This window comes from Plantimonas leprariae (assembly GCF_008802405.1).
Taxonomy (GTDB): Bacteria; Pseudomonadota; Alphaproteobacteria; order Rhizobiales; family Rhizobiaceae; genus Plantimonas; species Plantimonas leprariae.
Window position 1 is genome coordinate 1 of record NZ_VZDO01000013.1, and the last position, 12,557, is coordinate 12,557.

Annotated in this window: 12 protein-coding genes and 1 tRNA gene; 5 read left to right on the plus strand and 8 right to left on the minus strand. The window is 67.7% G+C overall.

The window, feature by feature from the left end:
- The 5 genes from F6X38_RS15475 to F6X38_RS15490 all read left to right on the plus strand — a co-directional run.
- Window positions 1–148 (plus strand): response regulator (locus F6X38_RS15475; protein ID WP_150968780.1); only part of this gene is annotated, 148 nt, incomplete at its 5' end.
- Between the two features lie 143 nt (window positions 149–291).
- Window positions 292–1,209, plus strand: a complete 918-nt coding sequence (locus F6X38_RS15480; protein WP_150971158.1) for an Hpt domain-containing protein — start codon at window positions 292–294, stop codon at window positions 1,207–1,209.
- Window positions 1,210–1,334: 125 nt separating this feature from the next.
- Window positions 1,335–1,724: a response regulator gene (locus F6X38_RS15485; protein WP_150968785.1), complete on the plus strand. Its 390-nt coding sequence runs from the start codon at window positions 1,335–1,337 to the stop codon at window positions 1,722–1,724.
- Window positions 1,721–1,852 carry a hypothetical protein gene (locus F6X38_RS24130; protein WP_281353073.1) on the plus strand — a complete coding sequence of 44 codons (132 nt, stop codon included), beginning with the start codon at window positions 1,721–1,723 and terminating at the stop codon, window positions 1,850–1,852. Before F6X38_RS15485 ends, F6X38_RS24130 begins: the two co-directional genes overlap by 4 nt.
- 138 nt (window positions 1,853–1,990) lie before the next feature.
- A tRNA-Arg gene (locus F6X38_RS15490) sits at window positions 1,991–2,067 on the plus strand.
- On the opposite strand, the gene F6X38_RS15495 is transcribed toward F6X38_RS15490, so the two are convergent.
- The 8 genes from F6X38_RS15495 to F6X38_RS15530 form a co-directional block, all read right to left on the minus strand.
- The gene (locus tag F6X38_RS15495; protein WP_246191373.1) at window positions 2,038–3,714 is read right to left on the minus strand and encodes a recombinase family protein; all 1,677 of its coding nucleotides are present in this window, start codon (window positions 3,712–3,714) and stop codon (window positions 2,038–2,040) included. The genes F6X38_RS15490 and F6X38_RS15495 overlap by 30 nt on opposite strands.
- Before the next feature lie 186 nt (window positions 3,715–3,900).
- On the minus strand, window positions 3,901–4,173 hold the full coding sequence (locus F6X38_RS15500) for a hypothetical protein (protein WP_150971160.1): 273 nt from the start codon (window positions 4,171–4,173) through the stop codon (window positions 3,901–3,903).
- Window positions 4,163–6,796, minus strand: a complete 2,634-nt coding sequence (gene mobF, locus F6X38_RS15505) for a MobF family relaxase (RefSeq protein WP_161992776.1) — start codon at window positions 6,794–6,796, stop codon at window positions 4,163–4,165. Before mobF ends, F6X38_RS15500 begins: the two co-directional genes overlap by 11 nt.
- A 138-nt stretch (window positions 6,797–6,934) precedes the next feature.
- Window positions 6,935–8,710 (minus strand): type IV secretion system DNA-binding domain-containing protein, encoded by a 1,776-nt coding sequence (locus F6X38_RS15510; RefSeq protein ID WP_150971164.1) that lies wholly within the window; start codon window positions 8,708–8,710, stop codon window positions 6,935–6,937.
- Window positions 8,711–8,740: 30 nt separating this feature from the next.
- Entirely contained in the window at window positions 8,741–9,121 is a 381-nt protein-coding gene (locus F6X38_RS15515; RefSeq protein WP_150971166.1) for a hypothetical protein, read from the minus strand.
- Window positions 9,114–9,965, minus strand: a complete 852-nt coding sequence (locus F6X38_RS15520) for a hypothetical protein (RefSeq protein WP_150971168.1) — start codon at window positions 9,963–9,965, stop codon at window positions 9,114–9,116. Before F6X38_RS15520 ends, F6X38_RS15515 begins: the two co-directional genes overlap by 8 nt.
- 87 nt (window positions 9,966–10,052) lie before the next feature.
- Window positions 10,053–11,240: a hypothetical protein gene (locus tag F6X38_RS15525; protein ID WP_150971169.1), complete on the minus strand. Its 1,188-nt coding sequence runs from the start codon at window positions 11,238–11,240 to the stop codon at window positions 10,053–10,055.
- Between the two features lie 223 nt (window positions 11,241–11,463).
- Complete coding sequence (locus tag F6X38_RS15530) at window positions 11,464–12,195, minus strand: hypothetical protein (protein WP_150971171.1); 732 nt, start codon at window positions 12,193–12,195, stop codon at window positions 11,464–11,466.
- Window positions 12,196–12,557 lie beyond the last annotated feature (362 nt).

Genomic DNA, 12,557 nt, shown 5'->3' on the forward strand with positions numbered 1-12,557 from the left:
GCGCCGCGCCATCCCGATCCTGGTTCTGACCACCGAGAGCGACGCGGAGAAGAAGGCGCGGGCCAGGCGCGCCGGGGCCACCGGCTGGATCGTCAAGCCGTTCGACCCGGTGAAGCTGGTGGACGCGATCAACCGCGTCGCCGCCTGACGCCTCGCAACTGCTGCGGCGCGCCGTTCGCCGGCCGCACCGCCGTCCATCCATTCAGTCACCCGCCACGCCAGGGCGCTTGTGCCCCGAGCCGACAGTCACCCGCGCGACCGACACCAGCGCAGCCGAAGGGGCAACACGTCATGGACGCCATGGCAGAAATCCGGCAGACCTTCTTCGAGGAATGCGCCGACGGCCTCGCCGAACTCGAACAAGGCCTCCTCCACATCGAAAACGGGGCGACGGATTACGAAACCGTCAATACGGCATTTCGGGCGGTGCATTCGATCAAGGGCGGCGCGGCCTCCTTCAGCCTGACGGCGCTTTCCACCTACGCCCACATGTTCGAGGCGGTGCTGGACGAGATGCGCGCCGGCCGCCTGGCGACCTCGCCGGAGGTTGTCGCGCTCGCCCGCCGCGCCAGCGCGCTGCTTGCCGACCTCGTGGCGGAAGCCCGCGACGGGGCCGCCGGACACGACGAGCGCCGGCGCGCCATGATGGAAGAGCTGCAGCCGCTTGCCGGCGCGAAGGGCGCTGCGATCGCCGCCGCCGCTGCCGCCGGGGCCGAGCCCGACGACGGCATGGAAGGGCTGGAGTTCATCCCGGTCTCGATCGATCTTTCGGAAATGTTCGGCGGCGCCTTCGAGTCGCGCTTCCGGGTCGTTTTCCGGCCGCAGCCGGAACTCTATCGCAACGCCAACGAAGCGGCGCGGCTGATCCGCGATTGTCTGGCGCTCGGGCACGGCACGGTGACCTGCGACACCGGCGGCCTGCCCTCTTTCGAGACGCTCGATCCGGAAGGCGCCTACCTCACCTGGACGATCGACCTGACGGCCGTCGCCGACGAGGGCGCCGTCCGGGAAGTGTTCGAGTTCGTGGACTGGGACTGCGAGCTCGGCGTCGAGCGAATCGTCGAGGAGATGGCCGAGGAGGAGGCGGACGAAGGCATGCCGGACGCGTCGATCGACGCGACCTTCGCCGAGCTTCTCAGCCGGATCCAGTCGGAAACGCCGTCGACATTCGTGGCGGACGAGGAGGAAGGTGCCGCCCAGGAAGCCTGAGCCGCGGTTCGCGCGGATCCGGACATTCGAAGTGCGGATTTCATTCGGAAAAGATGGTCAGAGGTGGCGCGGCGGGTTTCCCTTGAGACCGAAGATGCGCAGGTGTTGGCGAAGGACGACGTAGGATGAGCCTGAAGTCGCAATTGAAGGTGTTGATTGTTGACGACCAGCGGACGAGCCGGATGCTGATCCGGGATGCGTTGGATCAGCTGGGGATCCAGAACATCGTGACGGCGGAGGACGGCGAGCAGGCGTTGAAGCAGATGATGGCCTCGCCGTGCCACATCGTGATTTCGGACTTCAACATGCCGAAGCTGGATGGGCTGCAGCTGTTGCAGGCGATCCGCTCGTATCCGCCGACCAAGAAGGTGCCGTTCATCATCCTGTCGGGGCGGGGCAACAAGGAGCTGGTGCAGAAGGCGGCGCAGCTGGGGGTGAACAACTTCCTGGTGAAGCCGATCTCGGTTCCGGTGCTGCAGAAGACCATCGAGGCGGTGGTGGGGCGGCTGCAATGAGCCACGCCCTGCCGCGGGCCGAGGGCCCGTTCCGGCGCGCCCACATCATCCAGGGCGAGGCCAAGGTCGATACCCGCCCGGACGCCGTCATGACCACACCCCTCGGCTCCTGCGTCGCCGCTGCCTGAACGCGCCGGGAAGGAGCATCCCGGCGCAAATCGCCTGCACCTTTCCTTGTCGGCCGGGGAGGGGCAGCCGACCTTTATGCGCGTGGGCTCTTCGATCATGTTGACCACGAGGCGCCTTGGGCCTTAAGGGTGTGGCAGGCACCCGTAGCTCAGCTGGATAGAGTGCTGCCCTCCGAAGGCAGAGGTCACAGGTTCGAATCCTGTCGGGTGCGCCATTTCGGTCCAGTAAACTGAACCACCTCGCCTGCCGCCGGCGTGCCGGCGACCGCGGCGTGCAAGACATCGCGGCTGCCGACAATGCGGACCGTCGCCGCGTCGACCTCAACGGCACTCAAGATGGCGCGCAGATACGCTTTGCGCGCCGGCGTGTCGCCTGCAGCCAGCACCTCGCGCATGAGCTTGGCGAAGGCGGCGACCTTCTCCGGATTAATCTTAACGTTCCCGCCGCTTTGCGCTCGCGCCCGCTCGAACGCTCCTTGCGCCTTCTCCCGGTCGGCCTTCAGCACCGCGATGCGCTCCCTCAGGATGTCGTCCAGCTCCGCCAGCCCGTCCTCGACGAGCTTGTAGAGACGGCGCAGCTTGTCCTCGGCGGCCGCGACCTCGGTCTGCAACTGGAGGAGGCGACCGTCGACCGCCTCCGCCCGCGCGGCACGTCGGGCGACGAGCGCGGACAGGACCTCGGCTAGACGCTCGGGCGCGAACAGCCGCTCCTCCAGCGCCTTGAGCACCAGATCATCGAGATGGGCCATCGGAATCGAGTTGCCACGACAGGCGGTCGGGCCGCGCTGGGCGCGCGAAGCGCAGTTGTAGTAGGCATAGACCCGTCCCGAGCGCGACGTGCCTGTGCGCTGCGTCATCCCGCCGCCGCAATGGGAGCAGGTGGCGAGACCCGTCAGCAGGATCGGACCGCTCGCGATGCGCACCGGGCTGACGCGCGGGTTGTTGGCGGCGAGCTTGGCCTGCACCGCCTCGAAGGCCGCGTCCTCAACGATGCGCGGCACGGCGATCGTGACAATCTCGTCCTCGCCGCGCTTCTCGCCGGTCGCTTTGTTGCGCACGTTGTAGCGCCAGCGGCCGACATAGACGGTGTTGGTGAGGATGTGGTGCAGCGCACCGACGCCGAACGTGCCGCCGCGCTTCGTCGCGAAGCCCCGGCCGTTCAGCCATTTGACGGCCTCCTTGATGCCGAGCGGCGGCGTGCCGGTCGCCGGATCGCCGTCGAGGTAGAGGCGGAAGATCAGCCGGACGGTCTCGGCCTCGACCGGATCGACCGCAAGGCGCTTCTTGATCTTCGCGCCGCGCCGCTCAGCCTCGATGATTTGGTAGCCGAGCGGCGGCGAGGCACCGTTCCAGAAGCCCTGCCGGGCGTTCTCGCGCATCGCGCGCGTTACCTGCTTGCCGTTCTCCTTCGAAGTGTACTCGTCGAAGATGCCGATGATCTGGCGCATCATCTCGGCGGACGGGTCGGTACCGGTAGGTTGGGTGATCGAGACCACCTCGACGCCGTGTCGGCCCAGCTTGCGGATGGCGAGTTCCATCTCGGCGCCGTTGCGGTAGAAGCGCGAGAAGGCGTGGACCACGATCACATCGTAGGGCCGGTCGACGTCGCAGGCGCGGTCCATCAGTGCCTGGAAGGCGGGACGGCGGTCGTCGGTGGCGCTGACGCCCGGCTCGACGTACTCGTCGGCGACGATCCAGCCCTCGCGCTCGCAGTGGCCGCGGGTGAGGCGGCGCTGCGAGGGAAGCGACACGTCGCCCTCCGCCTGCCTGCCGGTCGAGACGCGCAGGTAGAGCGCCGCTCGGCGCACTTTCCCCGGGGCGGCGATCACCGGCATTTTCGGGAGCGGCTTGGCGAAGGACATGGCGCAAACTCCAACGACGCGTCGTGAGCGGTCCCTGTCGAGTTCTCTGCGTCACGGGTCCAGACGGTAAGAACGTGAAGGAAAGGACGACCACGAGTCTTGCAGCCCGCCGAATCGCCTGCAACGACGATTGCTTGATCCGTCGAGATCGCTGTGGAGAACTCGACCCTCCGGCGCACCGCGGCGTCAGGCATTGAGAATGCCGTCGATGAGCCGGCCGAGGTATCGCTCCAAGACGTCGAGTTCGCACGCCGTCACCGGCAACGGATCGGGCAGCTCGACGATCATACGCCGCTCGATCTCGCTCTGAGCGCGCGGGACGGCTTTTTGTGCCGGTGTCCGCAATCGACGACGTCGAACCCCGATCGGCGGCCCGGCGTTCGCGGGGCCCTGCCGGCGGCGTTCGCCGCGACGGCCGCCGCGCGATGGCGAGCCGTGATCGGGCGGTTCAGAGCTCATGGCCGAGCTCGCGGCGGCGTTCGCGGGCGCGCGAGCGGTCCCATTCCGTCGCCGCCGTCTTCAGCTCGGCCGCGAGGAGATCGAGCGTCGTGGTCTTCGCGCTGGCGCGCGCCAAGCGCTCGGCGAGGAAGCCGAGGCGCGCGTCGCGGTCGCCGGCCTGGACCAACTCGAGCGTGTCCGCCGCCATCTCTCGGTCGAGCGTGCGACTGTCGACGAAGAGGACCGTGTCGCCCCGCGCCCGGCTTGCCGCGACATAGGCGTCGTGCCGGTCGAAACGGGCGGACAGAAGGACGAGCGTCGCGTCAACCGTGATCCCTTGCGCCTGGAAGATCGTCGCCGCGTAGGCATGGGCAAGCTTCGCCCGTCCTTGGTCGTCCGCGACATCGGCGGGCGCGAACTCGACCGTGCGCTCGCCGACCCGGGCGGCGATCCGCACCGAGCCGTCCGCGGCCTCGCGGATCGCGGCGATTTCCGCTTCCGTGCCGTTGATGACGCCGAGCGCATCCTGGCGGACGAGAAAGCGGACGCGGTCGCCTTCGGCGAGACGCAGCTGGTATCCATTGCCGGAGGCATCGGCGGCCGCCGCAATGACGTCCGGCCCGCGCAGCATATCACGCTCGCGCAGGTGTCGACGGATCGCCGTCGATACCGCCCTCACTTCAGCATTGGTCTTCGCCGTGACGAGGACGCTTCGCTCCGGCGCGGCGTCGCGCTGGCGCTGCCATTCGGCGGCGACCGCCTCGACCGTCGCGCGCGGCCCGTCGTGGAAGTGGACGAGACCGCGCTCGTCGAAGGTTGCCAACGCGGCGGCCGCGCCGCCGCGGGCGAAGGCCTGCGGTGCTTCGCGGGCCCAGGCCTCGCGCTGGCGCACGACAGTTGCGATTTCGCTCGCGCCCACGACTTCCCGGATTAGCCGCATCGCGTGGCCGGGACCGATCGGGCGGAGCTGGTTCTCGTCGCCGACGATCACTGCGACGCCACCGGTTCGCTCGACTTGCCGCAGCAGCTGCAGCGCCTGCGGGCTCGCCTGCAGGCCGCCCTCCTCGACGAGCAGGCAGGTTTTCGGCCCGAAGATCGGCCTCTCGCCGCCATCGCGGGCGAGCCAGGAGTCGATCGCCCGCGACGCGACGCCGAGATCGTCCCGGAGCCCGTGCGCGGCGCGCCAGGCGATCGCCGCGCCGACGACGGTGTAGCCTTCCGACTGCCAGGCACGAGTGATCGCCGATAGTGTCGTCGACTTGCCCGTTCCGGCGGCGCCCTGCACCAGGGTCAGGCGCGCCCCGGAGGTCGCAGCGCGGGCGACCGCCGCCTGCTCGGCGTTGAGGTTCTGTTCCGCGACGAGCCGGGTGACAAGCGCCGGATCGGGTGCGGCGACGCGCTCGCCCGCGAGACGCCGGGCGACCTCGACCAGCCGCCGCTCGGTCGCGATCATCGCCGGCGTCGAATAGACCAACTCGCAACGGGCTTCCCCGAGGGTTGCGACACGCCCGTCGGCGACGAGCGCGTCCGCCATCTCGATCGTGCGGGCGGGGTCGGAACGCGATCCGACGAGGGCGTTGGCGACCGCCTCGATCAGGTGCCGCCGCTCGAAGGTGGCGCTGTGCCCGGTCAGCGCCGCCGGTACCGACGCGACGCGTTCCGTCGCGAGCGCCTCGCACCGCTCCGTCGTCAACTCGGCCGCCGCCGCCCGTCCGGCCGCGCGGACGTCAGCGAGAACTGCCTCCGCCGGATGCCCGAGCGCCGCAGCGGCGTCCTTCCACTGCCAAATCAGATCGGGGCCGGCGACCGCCTGCTTGTCGCGGCGGCCGGCGAGCGTCACGGCGGCGGCGAGCGCGGGCGCCGCACCGGACGTGACGCCGGCCTCGGCGAGTTCCTCTTCGATCGAGGCGCGGCGGGCGCTGAAGAAGCGACAGAGCGCCTCCGGCACGCCGCGAACGCTCCAGCGCCAGTCGTTATCCGGCACCTCGATCGCGAGGCCACGCTGCTGCAGCGCGGTGGCGACGGCAAGGCGGTACTGCGAGCCGATGGCGTTGCGCCATGACCGCAGCGCCACCGTGTCGAGCGCCCCCCAGGTGCCGTCCGCACGTTCTCCGATGTTGGGCCAGCAAAGATGGTGATGTCGTTGAGGACTCGGCATCACCGTTCCGTCGGCATGCCGCTCGGGCCGTGCCTCCGAATGGGTGAACGCGGCAACGGCGAACGCTGCGCGCTCCCGCCGGCTGCCGGCGCGGCCGCGCCGGGCGAGCGGGATCTCGGCCTCGACGAGCCGGATGATGGCTTCGACTGCCTCGCGCTCGGCCGCCTCGATCGTCTCGCGCATGGCCGCGTCGCCGAGCGCCCAGGCAACCGAGACGGACTTCGGCGAGCTCAGCGTCAGGTCGACGCCGAGCGTCCGTTTGCCGGCACCCGCGTGCCGGACGAGCAGTCGGCCCATGCGGTCGAGACCCTGGCACGCACGGTCGAAGTCCGGGGCGCGCACCGCCGTCCCGGCCGTGACGCCGAGTCGCTCGTGCCCGCGCAGCCAGATGCCGGACGCTTCGGCGCCGACCTCGTAGTAGCGGACGGCCGAGCTTTCTCGCGTGTAGTACGCGCTGGAGCGGATCAAGGCGAAGCTGGCGACCAAGAAAGAAGGCCTCCGGTTGGGAGGCCTTCCAACTACGCGCGTGCGCGACACCGATGTTTGGGATTAACTCAGATCGTCGGACAAAAACGAACCCCGCCGCAAGGGCAGGGTCGCTTGCACTTCGGTCAAAGCGACGGATCAGATCGCTTCGTCCCCACCGAGCCACGTCGCGGGCACGTGGCCCGGACGACGGTCCGGCCAGCCCGTCACCGGCATATCGAGGATCGCCGGGTTGCCGAGCCCCATGATCAGCACCCGCGCGATGGTCTTGTCGCCTTCAACCCGGACGCCGAGTTCATCTTCCAAGCGATCCATCGGGAAGACCGGGACCATCTCGCGGACCGGCTTGCGGATCATGCGGCCGGTTCGCGCGTCATGCTCCTTCGATCCCGGATACTCCACCGTCCGCTCGCCGAGGAGCTTGACGACGCGCTCGGCCGTGTTGCCAGCATTCAGCTGATGGACCAGCTTGATGCGGAAGCGAGCGAGCAATGTTCCTGTTGTGTTCTCACCATACAGTTCGATCAGGCTCGCGATGTCCTGAACGGCCGCGATCGTCACCACACCCAGTTCGCGGCCGACATTCAGAAGGTTCGGCAGCCGGTGGAGCTTGCCGCATTCCGGCAGTTCGTCGAGACAGAGCGTCAACCGCGTGGCCGGGTTGCGCTCGCGTCCCGGCCGCATCGCAAGACCCGCGAGGCGATCGACGATGAACGCACCGACCGCCGTCGAGAGCGTCGGGTACTCGCTGGACTTCTGCAGGATGATGACCCGCGGCAGCTTGCCGTCGCCGTCGATCCAGCGGCGAAGGCTGAACCGCCCCGTCGCCGGGATGTCGCCCCAGGCATGCGCGAGCGGCAAGACCACGGTCAGGGCTGCCACCCAGAGCGTGATCAGGATCGACATCGTCGTCCGGTTCTCCTCCGGATCCGCGCTTCCGAACACCAGCCTGCTGGCGCTGCCAGAGCCGTGGCGATCCAACCGCTCCTTGATCTCAAGGCCGGGCGACAGAAGCGCGTCGGCGAGGTCCGGCCAGGACCAGCGGCGGTTCGTCTCGAAGGAAAGTGCCATCACGAGATCGGCCCAGACGCCCCGCGTGCCGTCGCCCCAAAGCGAGTCGTGGTCCGATCGTGGCACGCAGTGCGCCGCAAACTCCCGAGCGTGCTCGAGGTTTTGGATGTCGTCCGCGATGTCGTAGGCCCAGGAACGCGCGTCGTGCGGCGCGATGAGGATCGCGCGATCGACCGGTGCTCCAGCCGTCCTGTCGCCTTTGACGTCGTGGATCAGCAGGTGGTCGCCGCGCTCGACGACCTGCTCGATCAGCGCGCGGAACGTCGACGTCTTGCCGGATCCTTGCGTTCCGATCGCCAAAACGTTGTAGCCTTCGACGGCGGGCGTCAGCTGCACGTGCGGGGCGAGCCACAGCCCGCGCGCCAGCGCTCGGCCGGTCTCTGCGATGCGCCGCCGCAGCGAAGCCCGTGCGTCGGCGTCGAAGAGCGGACGCCGCCCGCGCAAGGTCCTGACGTTCTCGCGCTTCGGTGTTTGTTCGTAGATCGCACAGTAGGTCATCGCCGCGGACACGACCGGCGCCGTCAGCAGCAACAAAGCGGACATGAGCGCGCTGGCGGAGCTTCCCAAGACCGCGATCAACCGGGACAGAACGGACAGGCGGCAGTCGATGCCAATCAGCTTCGTCAGTCCGGCGTTGCACTCGGCGCCCATGAGGAAACGGCGGCCGAAGCGAGCCAGATCGGACAGGTCGAACGGGACCGCGCCGTAGGAGCGCGGGAGCATCGGCGGTCGGACGTGGAAGAGGAGCACGAGGCCGAGGGCGAAGATGAACGACCCGACGAGCGTAGCGCCGAGGACGGCGGATGCGACGGGCTTGGTCTCGACGAAGGGGTTATCGGTCATGACGGGATTTCCTTAATTGGAGGTTGTTGGTCAGCTGACGAGGAGACGAGCGAGACCGCCGAGGATGACGATCAGCGCGCCGATGAGCGCTCCGAACGCGACGCTGGTGAGCCACGGGCTGGGCTCGGCAACGCGCAAGTGCGCCCAGCCCGGCGGGACGGTGCGTTCGTCCGCCTCCGTCTCGCCGGCGTCCGGGCGTCCGGAATCCGGGTGTTCGTTCGAGATCCCCAGCGCTGCGACGAGCGTCCGCAGTCCGGCGGGACCGAGACCGCGCAGCCGCTTGGGGTCGAAACCCGCGATGTCGTCGCGGATCTCGTCGGCCATCGCGCGGGCGATGTCCTGTTCCGCCCCCTCTCGGTCCGCGCGCGCTTGCTGGGCGGTCTCTTCGTACCGGTCGCGGCGGTCAAACATCGCCGTCCTCCCGGTTCTGCCAGAGCAGGACGCGATCGAGTTCGGCGAAGACAATGCCGGCGAAAGCCGCGACATCACCCCGCGCGATCTTGGCTTCCGGGCGCGGCAGGCCGGTGATCGACATCACCTTCTCGATCGCCATGCCGGCAACCTGCACGGGGCGGCAGTGTGCCCCTTCGAAGAGACGCCACGAACCGGCTTCCACCGCCGGCATGCGCAACACCGATGCGCGGTTCTTCAGCGGCTCGATCACCTCCCGGTACGCCGCGGCGGCGTCGGAGGCGGGGTGCAGGTCGGCGACGAGCCCGTCGCGCTCGTTCTCGATGAGGACGAGCCGCGCGTCGGGGAAGCATTCGAGCATCGCCGCGGCCGTGCGGCCGCCCTGGCGGATGCCTTCGGCTTCGGCGACAAACGGCGTCATCGCGATCGCCTCGAAGCCCCAGGTCGCGAGATCCTCGGGGAGGTCGACAAGACCGGCCCACGCGATGAAGCGGCCGGCCTGGTTGGCCCCAACGTCGATGAGGACGTTCGCCTGCCTCTGCGCCGCCTTCTCGATCATCGCGTAGAGCGGCGTGAACGCGCGCGCCTCGGCGCCGGGATCGCGCCGAGCGCTGCCCGGCAGAGAGTCGATCGTCAGGACCTGACGCCCGAGCGAGCGGGCGAGACGGGCCTGGTTGTCGATCTGCGCCACGCCGAGCGGCGTGCCGTGCAGGAACGCGTGGTCGGCGGTGAGTTGGCTGACAAGGCTCTTGCCCTGTCCGCCCTTGTTGCTGGCGACGATGATGAGCTTGAGCGCGAGCTTCCGCGCCTTCCTGCTCATCATGTCGCGTTTCGTGCGCGTCATCGTGGCACCCTCCTGTCTGGAGCCGACGGGTGTCGGCTCAACGGGAGGGTCGTGACACGACCGGAAACCCAAAAGTTTGGGATTAACTCAGATTTCCGGAAAGTCGGCCGGAGAGACTCGCGCGCCGACACCGCTCGTGAGGGTTCGGTTGATCAGGGCTAGCCACCAGCCGGACTCCGCACAGGCCTCCAGCATGGCGTCGGCTAGATAGAGATTGCACGCGTCGGCCTCGGTTTCAGGAAGCTTGTTTTCGACAGCGGATTGCCTCGCTGCATGCAAGGCGTAGGCAAGAAGCCGGGCATCGTCCGGCGAGACGCCGATCTCTTCGCCGCGCATCAGCCGGCCGATCCGTCGCCCGAGATCAAATTCCGCCCGAAAGTTTTCGAGGTTGCGGTGCACGTCGGCCGGATTGCGGTCGGCATTGATGGCGAGCCGCATCAAATCGTACGATTTCTGCCGGTCCGGCAGCCCGTTGACGATGTCGATCAGGTCGGCCGCGTCGATCGGTCGGCCGACGTCGGCGTTCCGGTTCCATCGGTACATCGCCCGCTCGTGCGACAGCGTACGGCTCTCGTCACGGGCAAACGTCTCCGCACGGCGCAGGATGTCGTTCTCCACGTCATCAGCGGTTTTTCCATCCGCCAGCCGCGCCAGCACACTCGCAGCTTCCCTCTTCGCCAGGTCGCGGGCCTGCGCAAAGCCGAAGAACTGAGCGACCCTGCGCCGGCCGCGATCCAGCAGTCCGCGAAAGCGACTGACCTTCGCCGTCTCGTCCTGGTCAACGCCTCCCTGCCAAATCGCTGCTGCTATCTTAAGCTCCGCCCGATCACGTGCCTCCCTGTTCGTGACGGACCGGTTCCGGGTGTTGCGCGAAAGCTCGACCGCCTGTTGCCGGGCCGCAAGCGTGAAGGCCGAAATCTCCAGCGCCGATTTGGCGTCGGAGACAAGCGAAGTGTCGACGGGTCGGCTGCTCGAGTTCGGCATCATCTCCGTTCGCTTGATCGCATAGCACAGGAGGGGTCGGCCTTCTTCGAAAGCAGCCTGGACGGTCCCGACCGCAAGAAAGTTCGACATTTGCGGTACGTACTCGGCCGGCACCGCGATGATGCCAATTCCAACACCGTTGGCGGGCTGCGAGCGCATCAAAGCTTCCGCGTTGGCGAATCCCTCCGCTCCCCCGTCCCAGTCGCAGATCACGAAGGGCCTGTCGCGGCGGGCGAGAACCTCCAAGCCGTCGAGGCAGTCCTGAAGCGTCGGTCGAGTGTCGTCAATCATGGAATTAGAGCGCATCCATTCAAGGCGTGATGAGTTAAGGGAAGGCCTGAGACCCGTCTGACAGCGAGCCAAGCGCAGCGACTTCGGCCCATGGTGACTGTCGGCTATGCTTGTTCAGACATGGTCTTCACGTGAACCTCCGCAGGTGCCGCGCCACAATTTCAAGCGTCAGCACCCGCTGGTACGTGTGTACCTGCTGTAAGGCGTTCTCGAACGGGAACAGTTATCCCATCGCCATCGGAGCGTTCACGCCCTCGATCACCAGATTGCCCAAGCCGCCGTCGCGCATATCGCTCTGCAGGTCGCGGATCGGGATCTCGACGACGCTCACGTCAGCCCCGTTGGCGTGCACTCGCGCGAGCCGGAACCCGCTGGCGACCGCCAACGCGTAGCATTCCCGGAACAGCGCTTGCTGCGAGGCGACGAGGGAGTTCTTCATGAGCGTGCGCAGGATCTCGACCAACCGCTCGGCGTGCTCCTTGACCGACAATGTCGGCAGGATCCGACCGATGGGACGGTGGTGCAGAACGATTTCCTCGACGTGCGCCCAGCCGTCCAACACCACGATGAAGAAGCCCCAAGCCGCCGTGCCGCTCGGCACGACGAGACCGGCAGCGCGCAGAACGTTGATGCAGGGCACCCCCCTGACGCCGAAGACGCCGTCCGGCTCGTCTTCGAGCGACGCCACCGCGTTTTCGACCGTGCGCTGCAGCACGATCAGCTCCTGCGGCTCGAGCGCCTCAAGCTTCTGCAAGAGCGCCCGGGCGTCGACGCTGAGGCGGTTCCGCCTGATGATGATCGACAGGACCGACTGGTTGTCCTCGAGCTGCGGGCGCAGGCAGTCCGCGAGATGAGTGGTGCGGAGGTCGTTCCCCAGCGCGCCGCCGACGATGCTCTGCATCTCGGCCGGCGAGAACGTGTGGCGGAGCTTTCGCGGAATGTCGTTTTTTTCCATAGCCATTTCCCTTGCGACCGAAGCTTATAACAACTCGGAAAGGAAAGGCTGGCCGCGTCCTTATCCCTGCTTAAGACCACACTGTGGCTTCAAGCACCGAGCCGGTGGTTTGCACCGGACGAGATAAGGACAGGGAAACCTGCGAGGACGCTGTCGCTCGAACCGTCAGCCTCGAAGGGCCATCCCGGCGCAGCCAGGATCAGCAGGTGCGGTTGGATAGCGCAACCAGGTGACGGAGTGCAAGAGCTTCCAGGCTTCTTGGTTAACGACGTGTCGCGTGCAGCTCGAAAGTATTCACGGAGTCGGGTCCGCCTTTTTTCGGCATTGCTGAAGGACGGTTATAAGCGACGCTGGAGAAACAC